Origin of the sequence: Hydrogenovibrio sp. (assembly GCF_965140365.1) — a bacterium.
Lineage (GTDB): Bacteria > Pseudomonadota > Gammaproteobacteria > Thiomicrospirales > Thiomicrospiraceae > Hydrogenovibrio.
Window position 1 is genome coordinate 2,521,827 of record NZ_OZ223196.1, and the last position, 17,792, is coordinate 2,539,618.

The following is a 17,792-nucleotide window of genomic DNA, read 5'->3' on the forward strand; positions in this document are numbered from 1 at the left end:
ATCACCAGGCCTGGTGTTTTTTAGAATGACTTGGTCGGCCGATTAAAGCGTGGGGTGGGTTTTCAATAAGGCTTCAAACTCGGAAGCCGGCATGGGGCGGCTCAATAAAAAGCCCTGGAAACGGTCGGCCCCGGAAGCCCGTAGGAAGTCCAACTGCTCTTCCCGTTCCACACCTTCGGCCACAGCGATGAGATTAAAGCTTTTCGCCAACGCCAACATCGCTTCGACAATCGCCATATCATCTTTGTCTTCCGGAATGTCACGAATAAAGGATAAATCGATTTTCAAGGTGTTCAACGGCATCTGCTTGAGATACGACAGCGATGAATATTCAATCCCGAAATCATCAATCGCAAAGGCCACACCGCTGCCATGAATTTCGTCCAACACCTGCAAGGTTTGCTCCGGAGAATTCATTACAAAGCGCTCAATGATTTCCAGCTCCAACCAATTGGGTTTGCAGTCGGTTTCCTGCAACACCCGCTGTACGGTGGCACTGAGGTCGTGTTTGGTGATTTGACGGCCGGAAACATTCACCGCCACTCGTCCGGATTTCAAACCCATTCGGTGCCATTGGGCATTTTGACGGCAGGCTTGGCGTAACACCCATTCCCCAAGCTCAATAATCAAATCGGTTTTTTCGGCCTCGGCAATGAATTGGCCGGGCAGCAACAAACCACGTGTAGGGTGCCGCCAACGAATCAAGGCTTCGGACCCGACAATGCGTTTACTTTGACATTCGTACTTGGGTTGGTAATACACCTCAAACTCGTTTTCATGCAAAGCGCGCCGTAATTCGGATTCAAGCTGAATATGCTGGAAAGCGATCTGGGTGAGTTCGTCGGTGTAAAAGGCGTAGGTATTGCGGTCATTATCTTTGGCACGATACATGGCCGCATCGGCGTTGCGCAGTATGATATCGGACGTTTTGCCATTATCAGGGTAAATGCTGATGCCGATACTGGCGCCGATATACAACTTGTGGCTTTCCACCAGAAACGGTTGTTCCAGGGCTTTCAGTACCTTTTGTGCCACGATTTGGGCATCTTCAGAGCGTTTCAAATCCCGAATCAAAAACGCAAACTCATCGCCTCCTAAACGAGCAATGGTGTCGGATTTCCGGCCGGTGGTTTGCAGTTGTTTACCCACCTGCTCCAATACCTGGTCACCGATTTGGTGCCCCAACGAATCGTTGATTTGCTTGAAGTGGTCCAAATCAATAAACAAAATCGCCAGTTTTTCGTGATGACGGTCACTGTGGGCAATCGCCTGATCCAACAGGCTGGTAAACAAGTGTCGGTTCGCCAGACCGGTCAAGTCGTCGTGATGCGCCAGATAATACAGTCTTTCTTCGGCCTTTTTGCGCGCCGTGATGTCTCGACTGACGCCGACCAAGCCATACACATTGCCGTCTTCGCCGTAAAACGGCGTCTTCAGTGTATCCACCAGCGTTTCTGCGCCATCCGGGTAGGTCAACCATTCTTCGTTCTGCCGAGCCTGGCCACTGTCGAACATGGCGTAATCCTGCTGACGGAAAGCGTCGGCCACTTCCCAATCGAACAATTCGTAATCGGTTTTTCCGACAATGTCGGCTTCAACTTCACCGGTAAAACGTTCAAAAGCCAGGTTACAACCTTGATAAACCCCCAACGCATCCTTGATAAAAATCAAATCACTGGTGGCATTAATCACGGAACGCAACAAGGTTTTCTGTTTTTCCAGGGCCTGTTGCGCCATATATTGGTTGGTAATGTCTTGCAAAGTTCCAACAATACGAGCTGGCGAATGCTCCTCCGCATAACGAGTGATGCCGCGTTGTTCGATATAACGGGTTTCCCCGGACGCCCGGACGATACGATACACGGAAATCTGTTCTTCGTCGGACTCCAAATTACGGTCGAACCCGGCTTCAACGATTTCGCGGTCTTCCTCATGCACCAGCGCGATGAAATCTTCATAGACGACATCCATACCCGGTAACAACCCGAGAATGGCATAACAGCCATCCGACAGAATAATCTTTTCCGACGCAATTTCGTATTCCCAGGAACCAATCTGGGCAATGGTTTCGGCTTCTTTTAACAGCGCCTGTTTTTCCAGCAATTGCTGTTTTGCCATGTGATAGGCGGTAATATCCTGCACCGTGCCGCTCGACATCAAAGCCCGATTGTCGGTATCGAAATCGGACACCCCTTCTTCGAGTACATACTTGATGCGACCATCCGGCATCAATAAACGATGTTCTACCCGATAAGGCTTTCGGGTTTCCAGTGAATGGTGATAGGCGTTATTAAGCTTCTCGCGATCCGCCGGATGCGTCAACGCCAAAAGCAACTCATACGACGGCTTGGTCTGCGCCGGATCCAACTCAAAAATTCGATACACTTCCTGAGACCAGTACAAGTCCTGGGTACTGAGATTCAATTCCCAGCTACCCACCTTTGCCATGCTTTCGGCTCGCTGGAAACGCTGAGTCTGCAGTTCCAATTGTTTTAGCGCCTGCTTGTGGGTGGTGATGTCGGTCGCTAACCCATGTACGGCAACAATCTCATTTTGATCGTTACAGACGCCAAACTCTTGAACCTGCAGCCAACGAGTGCCACCGTCACAATGGTAACTTTCCACAGTATAGGCCGGCACTTTGCCGCCCGCCAAAGCGATATCGGTATTGGATTGCACCAAACCGTTTTTGGGGTTATCGGTCAGAAACTGAGTGTAGTGGGCTAAGAAATCCTCCGGAGCATATCCGAGGACTTTGGTAATGGAGGGGCTGACATAAGTAAAAATGCCTTCCGGATTGTGCGCAAAGAAGAAACTTTTATCGCCTAGGCATTCTTCATACTGCTCAAGCGTCACACTGTCGCGATAATCACTCATCCAACGGAACCTTAAAACGTCCAAACCTTAAGTTGGCGGGCGCTAAATCTGTTTTAGAAAGCGCTACAAATCTTCCCATATATCCACCCGACCCTACGCTTTACGTAACGGGTTTCTTTTATGTCGCTTCATTATGCGAAACTTTGGCGGAAACGTCCAGCGTTGGCTAGTCTTTGTCCGCCGTCTTATCCGAGTGATGAATTTTCAATTCGGTTTCCGCCTGTTGCATGAAAGGCCCGGCAATGGTGAATTGATGCATCCGGTTCACCAACTCTTGGGCGCGCCCGGCAATCAATTCTGCACTGTTGGCGGACAACTCGACCAATTGGGCATTTTCCTGCGTGTTGCGGTCCAATGAGACAATGGTTTGGTTTAACTGCTCAATCCCTTGCGATTGCTGTAAGGAAGACGTGGCGATTTCACTGACCCGTTCCGTCACCTGACGAATGGACAAGTTAATTTCATCCAAAGACGCACCGGACTGTTCGGCCAGTTGCGTACCGTTTTCCACTTGCGAAACCGACTGTTCAATCAAGGTTTTGATTTCCCGCGCGGCATCCGCCGACTTACCGGCCAGATTACGGACTTCACCGGCCACCACCGCAAACCCACGGCCATGATCTCCGGCGCGAGCGGCTTCCACCGCCGCATTCAAAGCCAGCAAGTTTGTCTGGAATGCAATGGAGTCAATCAGGCCGATAATCTGTTCGATTTTATCGCTGGACGCTTTAATGCCCTGCATGGCTTGAATGGTCTGTTGCATGATGTGTGCCCCTTCGGCCATTTTATCGCTGGCTTGAACGGTCAAATCATTGGCTTGCTGCGCGTTTTGGGCGTTGTTACGCACGGCGGCCGTCATCTCTTCCATGGTCGCGGCGGTTTCTTCAATAGACGCCGCCTGTTCCTGCAAACGTGACGATACGTTGGTGTTACGCTCTGTGGTGGCTTGTATGTCTTCGGCAATTTCCCGAACGGAAACGTTCACTTGTGCCATTATCAACGACAAATTATCCAACGATTGATTAATGGCGGCCTGCATGGCACCCAGATCGGCTTCGTAGTCGCCTTCCACCCGTGGTGTTAAATCGCCTTTGGAAAGGTGAACGATCACATCGGAGATTTTTTTATTGGCGACATGAATGGCATTGGACATGGTGTTAATTTGCTCACCTAGGTCACGGATAAAACCGTCCAGCGCCGAAACATCAATTTGCGCGCCGATGTGGCCTTTGGCGGCTTTTTCCACCATGGTTTTCAGGTTTTGTTCCACGGCTTCCTGCATCTTTTCCAGCTTGACGGTTTCGGTGATATCTTTCCACTCGGTCACGAACCCGGTACGTTCATCATCCGCACCCCAGATCGGGGTGACAATAATGTCGAGATGCAATTCGCCCAATGTCAATTTCGCCACATAAGTATCGGTCAACTCCGCTAACAATTTGCGCTGGTGTGATGGATTCACGTGGAACACATCAATATTTTGCCCCACCAGCTCTTCGGTGGAAAAGTGCGGCAACATCTTTTGAATGTCCTTTTCCACTTTTTTCAAGGTATCGACAATCGATTTATTCATGTAGGTAATGACCAAATCCTGATCCGCCAACATAATATTGGATGAACTTTGATCCACCACCGTTTTAACCGCATTCACTTTGGTCATTTCATTTTGAATCATCTGCAGCATGCCGTTGATGTATTGACCCAGCCGGCGGGTTTCGCGTGCGCCTTTTTCACAAACCTGAATATCGAGATTCAAATGGCCGTCATCGCCACACAGACTTTCCAATTGCCGATTAATCTGTCCGACCGGCTGAACCAGCGCACGGCGCACCAACCCTTCAAATGCGAAACCAATCAACAATAAAGAAATGCCAAAAATCGTTGCCAGCTCCATCAATTCATTTCGGTCGGCTTCGGAGTGTAAGGCCGAAATACGCTGGGCGGCATTGGCTTTCAGGAATTTTGACCAGACCTGCAACGCCTGCATCGCCGGACGGTCGTCCACCACGATTTGCTGGTCAATCGCTTCAACGCTCAACCCCCTCCTTTTGAGTTCACGCACCTTGTCGGCCATTTTCTGATATTGCTCAACTGTGGTTTCGATGGCTTTCAAACCGTTGGTTTCCGGCGGTTGCAAATCCGGAAAACGTCGATATGCCTCGATATCGGATCGGATTTTCTCCAAGTTGGTTTGCAACTGCTGGGAATAGCTGCTGGAACGATAATCACGTTCACCGCGAATCACTAAGTTTTTGAAATTATGGATAAACTGACCATAACCCATTTGAAGCTGAATGTCTTCAAACAAAGCGACTTTATCGTTAATCGCCTGCTTTAACTCGCCGAGGGCTTGATTCGATTGGGTTTTAAAATGCGAAAATACCGCGAAACCGGCAATATAGACCAACAACAGCACAATAAAAAATAGGCCAATGTTTTGAAGGGTCGTTCGACCATGGGAAGAATTCATTTCTGGACACGCTCACTCAAAAAGTACACCATAGAAAACCAATCGACACTAAAAAGATACAAGCCTCTTCAAAAATAAAACGAAAAACAGCCTGTATTATCAATCAGACGTTGTATCAAACAAAGGCCTCTAGTATTAAATTAAGCTTGACATTATAGATGAACCTAAACAATATCACCTCTCACTAAGCTTAAAACCTGATATTTTTTACAAAAAAATACACTAACTCTATGAAAATAAAAAATTATTGTCACTTTAATTTTGCCTTTCTTCTTTAAGTTTATGCAGGAAAAAAATTGCGCTTTAGGTAAAGCATATGGAAATCCTTTAAGTTATATCGGCATAAGGCATAAAATAGTCGGCGACGAAATAGGACTAACATATGGCTCTTAACGAAAAACGCGCAACCGCTGACACAAAACCGTTTCAAGGACTTTTCATCGCAATAACGTTCGGCGTTCTGGTTTTCAGCGTATTGAGTTTTGTTTTGACCTTAAATCAGGCAATCCTGCTCGGCATAGTGGTCACCATGGTGTTTTTGTGGAGCAATGAAGCTTTACCGTTAGGGTGGGTAGCGTTGCTGCCCATTGTATTGTTTCCGCTGTTTGGCATCACCCACACCAATGAAGTGGCTCCGAACTATGCCCAATCGATTATTTTCCTGTTCATTGGCGGCTTTATGCTGGCCATCGCGATTGAAAAAACGGAATTGCATCATGTGATTTCCCAGAAAATGTTGGCGGTGTTTCCCGCTACACCAAAGGGGATGATTTACGCCTTATCCATCACCTCGGGTGGTTTGAGTGCTTTTTTGTCCAACACCACCACCGCCTTGCTGTTAATGCCGTTGGCGCTGTTTTTGACCGAACGGCGGGAACTGCAAATGCGCTTTGCGCTCGCCATCGCCTACGGCGCTAGTGTCGGCGGCATTCTCACCCCGATTGGCACTCCGCCAAACCTCATTCTTTTCGGGTTTTTCGATCAACATTTGATTCCCGGCATCAGTTTCGCACATTGGGTATTAATGGTGTTGCCGTTGGTCGCCACCATGTTTGCGGTGGTCGGTTGGGTATTGGCGCTGGGCACCACCAACGAAACCCTCAAAACCGATTTCAAACCGCAACCCCTCAACTCCGGTCAGAAAAAAGTGCTTTATTTGGTGTCGGCCTTAGTCGCAATCTTGATCGTCAATGCCTTGGCCACGTCATTACTCGGTTGGAACGGATTCAATGAAAAAGGACTTTTGCTCGGTTTCGGGCTGTTATTGTTTTTACCCCCCTTCGACATTCTTAACTGGCAGGACACCAAAAAAATTCCCTACGAAATCATCTTTCTGTTCGGTGCTGGCTTTGCCATTGCCGGCGCCTTCACCTCCACCGGCTTGGCCGATCAACTGGCCTGGCTGTTACAACACATCGCCGTTTTCCCAACCTGGCTGGTCATCGCCATCATTGCCTTTCTGGTGACATTCAGCACCGTCATCACCAGCAATACGGCTTTGATTGCCATGATCTTGCCCATTCTGTTAGCGGTGTGTGAGCAAAGCGGGCTCGACAGCCGTTTGTTGATGATGGTCGCCACCGTCTGTGCCAGTTACGCCTTTATGTTACCCATTTCCACTCCACCCAACGCCATTGCCATGAGCAGTGGCGCGGTTTCGGTGAAAACCATGGCCACTTACGGCTTGGCGTTTAACTTGCTCGGCATCACTTTCGTCACACTGACCGCCAATCTCTTTTGGCAACATTTGTTGTAAGTTTTATTGCCATCCATACCTTTAAAATCGCCCAGGCCTGGCGGTTTTCACCCTTTCCGTTTTATCTAGATTTTGTTAACAATTCCAAACAATTTGTCGGTGATTGAACTGCATTGTTAATCGCATTAAACAAAGTTTTGGGTGCATATAAATATAATCTATTGATTTTGTTCACTTTGTTTGTGCTGGCACATCCGGTGCAATATGGAAGGCTCAGACAAGGAGATCATTATGAAAAAAACGGTTCTATCACGCTCTATTCAGAGCATCCTCGCGAGTTCGGCTATCGCACTATCCAGCATGGCGGTTTCGCAAACAGCACAAGCAGACAAATTCACCGACGCCCTAACCGGCGGTAAAGTGAATGTCGATGTCCGCGTTCGTTACGAAGGCGTTGAACAAACGGGCAAAAAAGATGCCACAGCCATTACCGAAAGAACGCGTATCGGTTATACCACAGGCGACTTATACGGTTTCAACGGCATGGTGGAAATGTCCGGTACCGAATCACTGGGCGACCGTAACGATTACTTCGTGGGCAAAGGGCCAGGTGCCGGTGGAGACAGTAACAGAGCCGTTATTCTAGATCCAAGCATTACCGTATTGAACCAGGCCTGGGTGGGTTATAAATATAAGGAAACAGGTGCCAAAGTCGGTCAACAACGGATTATTTTCGACAATCGTTTCTTGGGGAACGTGGGTTGGCGTCAAACGGAACAGGTTTATACCGCCGCCAGCTTAAAGACCAAAGCCATTCCAGATGTCGAAATTGATTACGCTTATCTTATGAATGTCCGTAACCCGGTCGGCGTAAACCAAACCATGACATCCAACGCCGCTCAAGCGAAATACACCGGCCTGCCGTTCGGAACCATCACCGGTTACGGCTACTTTCTGGATTATGATTTAAAAACCCTCACCGACAGCGAAACCTATGGTGCACGCTTTGCCGGTAACACCCAATTAAGCGATACCTTCAAACTCTTCTACCACGCTGAATATGCGACACAAGGAAAATACGCCGACACGAAAGGCGATGTCGGCGGTGACTACACCCGTTTCGAACTGGGTGTCGGCGTCGGTCCAGCTAAGATTTTGGCCGGTCAGGAAAAACTGGGCGGTGACGGCAAAAGCGCGTTCAACACACCTTTAGGAACGGTTCACCTGTTCAACGGTTGGGCGGATATGTTTATCGGGCCAGCCGGTGGTACGCCAATCAACGGTTTGGTGGATAACTATTTAAGCGTCTCCGGTAAAGCACTGGGCTTGAAGTTGGCCGCTATTTACCATGATTTCAATGCCGACACAGGTGGCGACGACTACGGTTCGGAATACGATTTATTGGTGGCTAAGAAAATCGCCAAAATCTACACCGTCGGTGTGAAATATGCCAACTATACCGCGAAAGATTCTTCTGCCAACAACAACCTTGTGGACACCACAAAACTGTGGGTCTGGGGTCAAGTTAAGTTTTAACAGAACACCATTTTGACTGATAAAAATCACTTAGCCCGCTTTTGCGGGCTTTTTCTTTTCCATCGCACCTGACCCATTGCACCAAAAAATAACAAAGTGCTACAAAATGTTAACAATTGTTAACAAAGCAATTCATTTTCAGCCTAAGTCTGCCATAAATTTTAATTAAGTTATTGATTTAATTAAACTTATATTTGTTGGCACCACCTAAGCTATATCATTAATAAATTTAATTGCTAAAAGAAGATTCGATTATGACTGCAAAAGGCTCCAATGTTTGGATTTCAGAACTATCCCATACATTTAAAAAACAAACCAAACCGACGCTAAAGAACATCAACCTCACCATTCCAAAAGGACAGTTGACGGCTTTGATCGGACGAAGCGGTTGCGGTAAGTCCACACTGTTGCAAATGATCGCCGGCCTGCTCATTCCATCCGACGGCGCCGTCCGCATCAATGCACACACTGTCACCAAGCCAAGTGCCAAATGGAACATGATGTTCCAAAAACCTTCTTTATACCCTTGGATGACGGTCCGCGAAAACGCTGCACTGGGCCTAGTGTTTTCCGGCACCTATAACCAAAAAAAGGAACGGGTTGAAGAACTGCTGGACATGGTCGGACTCACCGAACACAAAGACAAAAACGTTCAGCAACTCTCCGGCGGTCAGCAACAACGTGTTGCGCTGGCGCGCTCTCTGGCAACGGAGCCGGAAATTCTATTGTTGGACGAACCTTTCTCCGCATTGGATGCTTTTACCCGCAGCCAATTACAAAATGAGGTTTCCGAAATCTGCCACAATCAGGGCATCACCATGATTCTGGTCACGCACGATATCGAAGAAGCCGTGGCCATGGCCGACAACGTCGTCATCATGAGCCAGAACCCTGGGGAAATCGTCGGTGAAATGGAAGTCAAACTCGACTACCCGCGCGACCGCTCTTTGGAAGCGTTCAATACCCTGAAAGAAAACCTATTTAACGAATTTGAAAAGATTGACTTGGCCAAGCAGCGAAGTGTCGCCGAATCGAACGCATAACATTCCATCGCTTTAAAGGAGAACCAACATGTGTCAATACTGCAATTGCGATAACGAATTATCCAAGCACGACTATACATTCAACCCGACCAAAGGCCGTCGTGAATTCATTCTCGACAGCATGGCCGCGACCGGTGGCCTAGCGGCGGCCATGAGCTTGCCATCCAGCCAGGCGTTCGCCAATATGACGCCACCGGAAGACGAAGTGGTCCGTATCGGCTACCTTCCAATCACCGACGCCAGTGCCCTTTTGGTCGCACATGCTATGGGCTTCTTTGAAGAAGAAGGCCTGAAAGTGGAAAAACCCACCTTGATTCGCGGCTGGTCTCCATTGATCGAAGGCTTCGCGGCGCACAAATTCAACCTGGTGCATTTCCTGAAGCCAATTCCAATCTGGATGCGCTACAACAACAACTTCCCGGTCAAAATCACCGGTTGGGCTCACACCAACGGTTCCGGCCTGGTGGTTGGTAAACACACAGGCGTGGAATCTTTTGAAGAATTGGGCGGAATGCAAGTGGCCGTGCCTTATTGGTACTCCATGCACAACATCGTGTTGCAAATGGCACTGAAAAATGCCGGGTTGGAACCGGTCATCCAAGACCAAACCGATCCGTTGAAGCCGAACCAAGTGAACCTACAAATCATGCCACCACCGGATATGCCACCGGCTTTAGCAGCGAAGAAAATCGACGCTTACATTGTGGCGGAACCGTTCAATGCCGCGGGTGAAATGCTAGCGGGTGCGAAAATGTTGCGCTTCACCGGCGATATTTGGGAAAACCACCCTTGCTGCGTTGTCTGTATGCACGATGACGACGTTGACAAACGACCTGAGTGGTCTCAAAAAGTCATGAATGCCGTGGTTCGCGGCGGTCTATACGCTCAGGAAAACAAAGAAGAAGTGGCGAAAATGCTGTCTCGCGAAGGCAAGCGTTACCTACCGATGAAAGCCAAAGTGGTCGAAAAAGCCATGACGGATTATTCACCGGCGGATTACCAGGATCCAAAAGCCATCAAACACCCGGATTGGGACATCGGTCGTATCGATTTCAACCCTTATCCATACCCTTCCGCGACTAAGTTCTTGATGGAACAATTGAAAGAAACCCTGGTCACAGGAGATAAAACGTTCATGGACAATCTGGATATCGACTTCGCACTGAAAGACCTGGTCAACTACGATTACGTGACCAACGCCATGAATAAATATGACGTTTGGGACAAAGTGCCTGGTGTGAATCCGGCCGACCCAACACACCGTAAAGAGGTATTTAAACTATGAGTAATTCGGCTGCAACAACAAAGATGTCGTTCGGCCAAGCATTGGCAGGTTTCAAGAGCCTGCCAGGCTGGATGCAAAGTGTCATCAACGCGAGCATGGGGATGGGAATCCTTCTCCTGGTCTGGTGGATCGGCGGTCTTTTAATCAAATCCAACCCGGATACGCAAGCCTTTGCGGATTTTGCACCCGGGCCAACGTTTTCGGCACTCTGGTATCTGGTTGAAACCGGCTCCATCTGGGAAACCATTTATTCCAGTCTGTACCGTATCGTCGCCGGTCTCTTTTGGGGGATTGTCATCGGAGTACCAACCGGGATTTTGGTGGGTTACTTTTTAATGGTGCGCCAAATCGCCAATATGCCATTCCAGTTCTTGCGAATGATCAGCCCATTGGCTTGGATGCCGATTGCCGTATTGGCTTTCGAAACCTGGGACGCGGCCATCATCTTCCTGCTGGCCATGGCCACCATCTGGCCGATTGTTTTCGGTACCGCACATGGTGTGCAGCGTATTGATCCAAACTGGTTCCAAGTTGCACGAAACTTAGGGGCCGACGGATATCAAATGCTACGCCGCGTGATTATGCCCGCCATCGCACAAGATGTTTTTGCCGGGATTCGCCTCGCCATCGGTGTCGCCTGGGTTGTCTTGGTACCTGCGGAATATCTTGGGGTAACGTCCGGTCTGGGCTATGCCATCAACGATGCACGTGACACTTTGGATTATGCGGCCTTAGCGGCCATCGTAGTCGTCATCGGCATTATTGGTTATCTGCTGGATTTTATTGCTGTCACCTTGATTAAACGTTATTCATGGCATGTTGAATAATATTGTGACTTTTTGCAGGGGCGTTCCATCCCCTGCCTTTTTATTTCGCGCCATTGAGTACGTCAAGTACCTCAATGGACGCCAAACCTTCCAACGGCCGCACCAGGTTTTCCTGGTCGCCGTTTTTTGCTTTAAGGAACTCCTCGCCGTTCCGACTGAACAGGTCCGTAATCACCCCTTCGAAAACCGTTTCGGAATGCGGTGGTTCAAACGTCAGGCGTACTGTCTGTTTTCGCATAGCGGCCACTTCCAATTGGTCGTACAAATGGCAGGAAATCGGCATGAAGGGTCTCCATTTACGTTTTTTGAAACAAAATGCTAATATGAAAGCGTTTACGCTTTAAGGGTAGGTTCTGTGAAACACGTTGAACATCTGGATATTGCCAACCAGTCGGAATATATTGTCATAAAGGAAGCGGCTGAGCAAATCGAAAAGGCTTACGCGCCTGAAAAAGCGATTCACACCATCCTGAGCCTAATTTCACGCCAAATGGGGCTTAACCGTGGCCGAGTGCTACTGCAGGAAAATAACTCCGGATACCTGCACACCGCCTATGCCTACGGCTTGACCAAAGAAGAAATCGCCCAAGGGCGTTTCGCCATCAGCGAAGGGATTTCCGGGAAAGTCATGCACTCCGGCAGCCCCATCATTGTCGCCGATATCGACCGTGAAGACGACTACCTGTTCCGAACCGTCGACCGCTCCACCCTGCCGCAGGAAACCGTGGCTTTCATCGCCACACCGATTGTCCGTAACGGCACCACTGTCGGCGTTTTAGCGGTGAACCGTTTGAGCAAACGCCCCCGCTCACTGGACCGCGACTTAGGCATTCTCAAGCTGATGTCGCTGTTCATCAGTGAAATCCTGGCGGTGAACGCCATGATCGAGCAGCAAACCCAGCTACTGAAAGAAGAAAACGAGCAGTTACGTTCCATGGCGCTCGGTCAAGGCAGCCAATACGGCATTATCGGCGAAAGTGCCGCTTTACGCGCCGCTTTAAATAAAGTCAGCCGCGCCACGAACACCGCCGTCACCGTTATGCTGAAAGGGGAATCTGGCACGGGGAAAGAACGCTTTTCACGGATGTTACATTTGGCCTCGCACCGTCAGGACGGTCCGTTTATTGCCATTAACTGCGCCGCCATCCCACCGGATTTGTTGGAATCCGAGTTGTTCGGGCATGAAAAAGGCGCTTTTACCGGCGCCACCCAAACCAAACAAGGCAAAATCGAACTCGCCAATAATGGCACCCTGTTCCTCGATGAGATCGGCGACTTGGACTTCGGCCTGCAAGCCAAACTGTTGCGCGTGTTGGAAGAGCGCTGCGTCACTCGCGTCGGCGGCACCAAGCCGATTCATGTGGACACCCGCATCATAGTCGCGTCCCACAAAGATTTGCACGAAGCCGTCAACCAAGGGCGCTTCCGTCTGGATTTATTTTACCGTTTGAACGTTTTCCCCATCGAACTGCCCGCCCTTCGGGAAAGAGACGGTGACATCCGTCTTCTGGCGCGCCATTTCCTTAACCAGGCCAACCAGGAATACCACACCAGTGCCATTTACGACAAAGGGGCCATGGCGTTTTTGGAGGGCTATGAATGGCCGGGCAATATCCGTCAATTGGAAAACGTGGTGAAACGCGCCGTGCTGATGGCCGACAAAGGCCGCCTGATTTCCGCCCAGTTAATTGAAAAAATCATTCAGGAAGAAAGCGCCATTATCCACGGCGGGCAGGTCAAACCGCTGGAAAACGAACTGCAGCCAGCCACCCCAAACCTGGAAGGCTGGTCACAAGAACCGCAAGTGGTGAATGGTCAAGCGACCGCCAACGGTTTCGTACCCAACACCAACAACGGCTTAGCGTTTCCGAACGGCCAATCCGCGATAGACGACAAACGCGCTTACTGGCGAGTGTCGGAAGACGAGTCCGAACAACTCAAACAGGCACTGGAGATGGCACGCGGCAACAAAACCCGCGCCGCCCTGCTACTGAACATGACACCACGTCAATTCAGTTATCGCTTGAAAAAACTCGGGTTATAAAGGGAAAAGAATTCAGTTTGAATATTAAAAACTAAGGTTACGATTACCCTTATTAAATACTCTATTTAAGCCCCTTGCACTTAAGAGCTTCTCCTGTAACTGATGCACCTTCAGCCCAATGGACAGTATCAGAAATAAGGTAAAAACCATTAGCACCAATGCTACCGGCTTCATTCATAGCCTTTTTTAATGCCGATCCAGGTTTATCTGGCCCCAACCCAACTCGAACGGAGATAAGTTTTAAAAACTCACAATTATTTTCTTTTTGATTCTCAGTGACTATGCGCACTTTTTGCCCTTCAGCCGTTAGGTTTGTGGCACATCCTGATAATAAGAAGCTTAAAACTAAAGTAACAAATACCACATTTTTCATTTTAATCATCCCTTTGTTGTTCTAACAGACAAGTTGCGAATAAATTAGGAAACCATGCCATGCCATTCATTTAGCTTTAAAGACATTCTTTTCGTATTCCCGTATGCTGGAAAGTACAGGCTTCCAAAGCGTAATAGCATCACCGCATTGTTCAAAAACTTTCCCATGGTTTTTTTCAGCAATAATTTTCATTTGAACAAAATTACTTGCAAATGACTTTTCATTGGGAAGTTCATTAATAAGATCCGTTTCTGTTATTGGAATTAAACCTGAGCGTTCTAATTTTAAGAATGCATTCAAAATTTTTGAATTAATTTGATTCTGTCTTTTTACCCATAATTTAAGCCGTCTATTAACTTTTTTTACTTCTTCAATTTCTAAATCACCTTGGGTTTCACTGGATTTTGCCTTTTTTAATAAGGCTTCTAACTCTGATAAAGTGACTAAACTTTGTACTATTTTTGAATGTGTCTCTTTTTCTGGTTCGCCTTTACTTACCATGAAAGCGGCTAGTTCAAGATCATTTTTAAGTTTTGCTATTTTAGATTCAGTGCTATTCATTCTATGCTCCTAACATGACATATAAATACTAATTTTTTAGTAAATAAAAGTCAATATTGGTTTTAATTAGTAAATAAAAAATAACTTCCGTTTTAATTCATATTTATATTTCAATAATGTATAAAATTAATTTCACTCTAAACCAATTATTAAAAACCACCAAGGAACCGTCACTATGGCCAAGTTCTTCACCCAATTCATTGCTATCTGTCTGCTTGTATCCGGCTGTCTGCTTGTATCCGGCTGTCTGCTTGTATCCGGCTGTCTGCTTGTATCCGGCATCGGCTATGCGGCCGCTTCGGAACCCGCCCTATGTACCGTCTCGGCCACGCCGGCCCAAAACCTGACACTCATCATCGCACGGCACGGCGAAAAGCCGCGCCCCATCGCCAATGACCGCGGCGTCCTCAATTGTCGCGGTGAAAACCGGGCTTTGCACCTTCCGCAAGTGATGCAAAACCGATTCAAAACCATCGATGCGGTCTTTTCCCCCACACCGCACTTCACCACCAAATACGGTGCCGACGGAAAAGGCGCTTTCTCCTTGAGACCCTTTCAAACCGCTTTACCCACCGCCACCTTCTTTAACACCGGCGTGAACCTTTGTGTGGCGGTGGACAAACCCAAAGCCATCGCCCAGCTCGCCACCTCATCACAATACGAAGGAAAAACCGCGCTCATCGTCTGGCAACACACCCGGATTAAAGACATTGCCAAACACGTCAACGACATCTATGGGGCCGACTACAATTTCGGAAAATGGCACGGCAGCGACTTCGACACCCTGTATATTTTTACCGTCAAGAACGGCCAACTGACGTTTGAAAAGTCCGCAGAAGAGCTTAACAAGGTTCTCTCCGATCAATGCCCGAATACCCAATAACCGCCAGGCCTAGCGGTTTTCGCCACTCAGCCTGTCTTTAGACCGGCAGGCTGGCTATACTAACGCTTTCATCACTGACATAACCCGTTTTCATGCTTGGAACCCTTTCAATTCTGTTACCCATTTTCGGCCTGATCGCCGCCGGATTCATCAGCCGCAAAACCGGCGTAATGGGGCAAACTGCCGCCAGCGAGCTGAACCGTTTCGTAGTGTGGCTGGCGCTGCCTGCCTTACTGTTCGACATCATGGCCAACAGCAACTGGTCGGCACTCTACTTGCCCGATTTCATTCTGGTGTATCTCATCGGTTCGGTTGGCCTGTTTGTGTTGGTGCTCATCTGGCGCCTCAAAAAAGGCGTGCCGCTGGCCGATGCCAGCATCGACAGTGTTTCCGCCGCTTATTCCAATACCGGTTATGTCGGTTTTCCACTGCTGTTTCTGGTGTTCGGCGCGTCCAGTCAGGTGCCAACTACCATTGCCAGCATTATCGTGGTCAGTATCGTCTTTGCGCTGGCGATTATCCTGATTGAAACCGGCCTGCAAGCGGAAGCCAGCTTGCGCCTTAAAATCAAAAACGTACTCAAAGCCGTGTTTCTCAACCCGCTGATTGTCTCACCCATCGCCGGGATGTTGTTTGCCCTGACCTCCTGGCAACTGCCGCAAGGCGTGGAAACCTTTTTAACCCTGTTGAGCGGTGCCGCCAGCCCGGCCGCTCTGGTCAGCTTGGGGCTTTTTCTGGCGGATGCGGTGGCGTCTTCCAATAACAACACCGCGGCGGCACGCAAAACCGCCTGGCAACTGACCGCGATCAAACTGATTGCCCAACCGTTATTAGTCGCTTGGTTAGCACTAAGCGTGTTTGAAATGGATTATGAACTGGCGATGATGGCCATCCTGTTAGCCGCTTTGCCGACCGGCACCGGGCCGTTCATGCTGGCCGAATACTACCGACGCGAAGCGGTCACCACCGCACAAACGGTGCTCTTTTCCACCGTGCTGTCGCTTGTGACCCTGACACTATTACTGAGCTTTATGTAACTCGATTGGTACGCAGAAAGTAAAAAACCACCAGGCCTGGTGGTTTTTGAGATGAACCGTAAAACGGCTTTAAGTTATCGTTGCTTGAGGTGCTTGGCGGATTTGACCATTTTGCTGAATCGCTTGTCCTGCGCGCGTTTTTCCGCCAAGGTCACGGCGTTAAACGCTTGCTCCTTCATCAGCTTGTGGTAATTCGCCAAACGGCGTTCCGCCAACTGACCGGATTCAATCGCCGCCCGAACCGCACATCCGGGTTCGGACTGGTGCTGACAATCGGAAAACTTACACTGCTCCGCCAAAGTGGCGATGTCGGCAAAGGTCTCCTCCACGCCCTGTTCATAATCCGCCAATTGCAATTCACGCATCCCCGGCGTGTCCAGCAACAACACGCCGGAAGCCGTCAAATGCAGCGAACGTGCCGTGGTGGTATGACGCCCTCGGCTGTCATCTTCGCGAATCCGATTGGTTTCCTGAACGTCGCCGCCCAACAGCGTGTTCACCAACGTCGATTTACCCACGCCGGACGACCCCAAAAAAGCCAGCGTATGGCCGGGCGACAACCAGAGTTCCAACGCCTGTAAAGTCGCCGAATCATGGGCATTCACCGCTAACACCTGCAGCATCTTATCCAGCGATTGAACCGCTTCCACAAACGATTCCGGCTCATCGCACAAATCGGCTTTGGTGAGCAAAACAATCGGCTCCACACCAGCCTCATGCGCCAACGCCAAATAACGCTCAATTCGGTTCAAATTAAAATCGTTGTTCAAAGAACTGACAATCAAAACCGAGTCCACATTGGCGGAAATCAATTGGCGATCAACCCGTGTGCCCGCCGCCTTTCGCGAAAACAACGACACTCGGTCCAACAAGCGAACAAACCGATGCTCGGCATCGATTAAAACCCAGTCGCCCACCGCTAGATTAGGAATGGATTGTGTCATCGTCATGGACAACGGACCTTTCGTGGTCAATAACTGAATAATCGAACGTTCGACGCCGAAGACACGCGCCGGAATCAAGGTTTCCAACTCGTCAAGTGACAGTTGGTGTTGAAAAAAGGGTTTCCACCCTAATTGATGAAGAGAATAATGTGATGTCATCATAAGCCCCATAACGCTTAAGCGTTGTAAGAAATCAAATTCTGGGGCTGAAAAGGC

14 protein-coding genes are annotated in these 17,792 nt (G+C 48.9%); 8 read left to right on the forward strand and 6 right to left on the reverse strand.

The features are described 5' to 3' along the window. Positions 1 to 42 precede the first annotated feature (42 nt). Both AC0KH7_RS11930 and AC0KH7_RS11935 read right to left on the reverse strand, forming a co-directional pair. Complete coding sequence (locus AC0KH7_RS11930; protein ID WP_472373685.1) at positions 43 to 2,877, reverse strand: sensor domain-containing protein; 2,835 nt, start codon at positions 2,875 to 2,877, stop codon at positions 43 to 45. Positions 2,878 to 3,043: 166 nt separating this feature from the next. After that, complete coding sequence (locus AC0KH7_RS11935) at positions 3,044 to 5,347, reverse strand: methyl-accepting chemotaxis protein (protein ID WP_472373686.1); 2,304 nt, start codon at positions 5,345 to 5,347, stop codon at positions 3,044 to 3,046. Positions 5,348 to 5,729: 382 nt separating this feature from the next. Between AC0KH7_RS11935 and AC0KH7_RS11940 the strand changes: the two genes are divergently transcribed. The 5 genes from AC0KH7_RS11940 (at position 5,730) to AC0KH7_RS11960 (ending at position 11,734) form a co-directional block, all read left to right on the forward strand. Continuing rightward, positions 5,730 to 7,103, forward strand: a complete 1,374-nt coding sequence (locus tag AC0KH7_RS11940) for an SLC13 family permease (protein ID WP_472373687.1) — start codon at positions 5,730 to 5,732, stop codon at positions 7,101 to 7,103. Between the two features lie 231 nt (positions 7,104 to 7,334). Next, positions 7,335 to 8,579 (forward strand): hypothetical protein, encoded by a 1,245-nt coding sequence (locus tag AC0KH7_RS11945; RefSeq protein WP_472373688.1) that lies wholly within the window; start codon positions 7,335 to 7,337, stop codon positions 8,577 to 8,579. A 254-nt stretch (positions 8,580 to 8,833) separates the two neighbouring features. Then, positions 8,834 to 9,622 carry an ABC transporter ATP-binding protein gene (locus tag AC0KH7_RS11950; RefSeq protein ID WP_472373689.1) on the forward strand — a complete coding sequence of 263 codons (789 nt, stop codon included), beginning with the start codon at positions 8,834 to 8,836 and terminating at the stop codon, positions 9,620 to 9,622. A gap of 28 nt (positions 9,623 to 9,650) precedes the next feature. Continuing rightward, entirely contained in the window at positions 9,651 to 10,907 is a 1,257-nt protein-coding gene (locus tag AC0KH7_RS11955; RefSeq protein WP_472373690.1) for an ABC transporter substrate-binding protein, read from the forward strand. Beyond that, a complete protein-coding gene (locus tag AC0KH7_RS11960) occupies positions 10,904 to 11,734 on the forward strand; it encodes an ABC transporter permease (RefSeq protein WP_472373691.1) in 831 nt (276 codons plus the stop codon). The genes AC0KH7_RS11955 and AC0KH7_RS11960 overlap by 4 nt, the downstream gene beginning before the upstream one ends. Before the next feature lie 40 nt (positions 11,735 to 11,774). Here AC0KH7_RS11960 and AC0KH7_RS11965 read toward each other — a convergent pair whose 3' ends face one another. Next, positions 11,775 to 12,017, reverse strand: coding sequence for a Rho-binding antiterminator (locus tag AC0KH7_RS11965; protein WP_472367386.1), 243 nt, complete (start codon positions 12,015 to 12,017; stop codon positions 11,775 to 11,777). A 72-nt stretch (positions 12,018 to 12,089) separates the two neighbouring features. On the opposite strand from AC0KH7_RS11965, the gene AC0KH7_RS11970 reads away from it, so the two are divergent. Then, on the forward strand, positions 12,090 to 13,778 hold the full coding sequence (locus tag AC0KH7_RS11970; protein WP_472373692.1) for a sigma-54 interaction domain-containing protein: 1,689 nt from the start codon (positions 12,090 to 12,092) through the stop codon (positions 13,776 to 13,778). A 61-nt stretch (positions 13,779 to 13,839) separates the two neighbouring features. On the opposite strand, the gene AC0KH7_RS11975 is transcribed toward AC0KH7_RS11970, so the two are convergent. Together AC0KH7_RS11975 and AC0KH7_RS11980 are read right to left on the reverse strand one after the other, a co-directional pair. Further along, entirely contained in the window at positions 13,840 to 14,151 is a 312-nt protein-coding gene (locus AC0KH7_RS11975; RefSeq protein ID WP_472373693.1) for a DUF4156 domain-containing protein, read from the reverse strand. Between the two features lie 66 nt (positions 14,152 to 14,217). Continuing rightward, positions 14,218 to 14,712 carry a hypothetical protein gene (locus AC0KH7_RS11980; protein WP_472373694.1) on the reverse strand — a complete coding sequence of 165 codons (495 nt, stop codon included), beginning with the start codon at positions 14,710 to 14,712 and terminating at the stop codon, positions 14,218 to 14,220. Between the two features lie 175 nt (positions 14,713 to 14,887). On the opposite strand from AC0KH7_RS11980, the gene AC0KH7_RS11985 reads away from it, so the two are divergent. Together AC0KH7_RS11985 and AC0KH7_RS11990 are read left to right on the forward strand one after the other, a co-directional pair. Next, positions 14,888 to 15,595 carry a hypothetical protein gene (locus AC0KH7_RS11985; protein ID WP_472373695.1) on the forward strand — a complete coding sequence of 236 codons (708 nt, stop codon included), beginning with the start codon at positions 14,888 to 14,890 and terminating at the stop codon, positions 15,593 to 15,595. A gap of 92 nt (positions 15,596 to 15,687) precedes the next feature. Continuing rightward, on the forward strand, positions 15,688 to 16,632 hold the full coding sequence (locus AC0KH7_RS11990; protein WP_472373696.1) for an AEC family transporter: 945 nt from the start codon (positions 15,688 to 15,690) through the stop codon (positions 16,630 to 16,632). Between the two features lie 74 nt (positions 16,633 to 16,706). Here the strand turns inward: AC0KH7_RS11990 and rsgA are convergent, their stop codons facing one another. Continuing rightward, positions 16,707 to 17,738 carry a ribosome small subunit-dependent GTPase A gene (gene rsgA / locus AC0KH7_RS11995; RefSeq protein ID WP_472373697.1) on the reverse strand — a complete coding sequence of 344 codons (1,032 nt, stop codon included), beginning with the start codon at positions 17,736 to 17,738 and terminating at the stop codon, positions 16,707 to 16,709. Positions 17,739 to 17,792 lie beyond the last annotated feature (54 nt).

What these genes read in the sequence shown, in the direction of transcription:
- AC0KH7_RS11930 (WP_472373685.1), bottom strand. Translation starts at nt 2,877, where the DNA reads ATGAGTGATTATCGCGACAGTGTGACGCTTGAGCAGTATGAAGAATGC.
- AC0KH7_RS11935 (WP_472373686.1), bottom strand. Translation starts at nt 5,347, where the DNA reads ATGAATTCTTCCCATGGTCGAACGACCCTTCAAAACATTGGCCTATTT.
- AC0KH7_RS11940 (WP_472373687.1), top strand. Translation starts at nt 5,730, where the DNA reads ATGGCTCTTAACGAAAAACGCGCAACCGCTGACACAAAACCGTTTCAA.
- AC0KH7_RS11945 (WP_472373688.1), top strand. Translation starts at nt 7,335, where the DNA reads ATGAAAAAAACGGTTCTATCACGCTCTATTCAGAGCATCCTCGCGAGT.
- AC0KH7_RS11950 (WP_472373689.1), top strand. Translation starts at nt 8,834, where the DNA reads ATGACTGCAAAAGGCTCCAATGTTTGGATTTCAGAACTATCCCATACA.
- AC0KH7_RS11955 (WP_472373690.1), top strand. Translation starts at nt 9,651, where the DNA reads ATGTGTCAATACTGCAATTGCGATAACGAATTATCCAAGCACGACTAT.
- AC0KH7_RS11960 (WP_472373691.1), top strand. Translation starts at nt 10,904, where the DNA reads ATGAGTAATTCGGCTGCAACAACAAAGATGTCGTTCGGCCAAGCATTG.
- AC0KH7_RS11965 (WP_472367386.1), bottom strand. Translation starts at nt 12,017, where the DNA reads ATGCCGATTTCCTGCCATTTGTACGACCAATTGGAAGTGGCCGCTATG.
- AC0KH7_RS11975 (WP_472373693.1), bottom strand. Translation starts at nt 14,151, where the DNA reads ATGAAAAATGTGGTATTTGTTACTTTAGTTTTAAGCTTCTTATTATCA.
- AC0KH7_RS11980 (WP_472373694.1), bottom strand. Translation starts at nt 14,712, where the DNA reads ATGAATAGCACTGAATCTAAAATAGCAAAACTTAAAAATGATCTTGAA.
- AC0KH7_RS11985 (WP_472373695.1), top strand. Translation starts at nt 14,888, where the DNA reads ATGGCCAAGTTCTTCACCCAATTCATTGCTATCTGTCTGCTTGTATCC.
- AC0KH7_RS11990 (WP_472373696.1), top strand. Translation starts at nt 15,688, where the DNA reads ATGCTTGGAACCCTTTCAATTCTGTTACCCATTTTCGGCCTGATCGCC.
- rsgA (WP_472373697.1), bottom strand. Translation starts at nt 17,738, where the DNA reads ATGATGACATCACATTATTCTCTTCATCAATTAGGGTGGAAACCCTTT.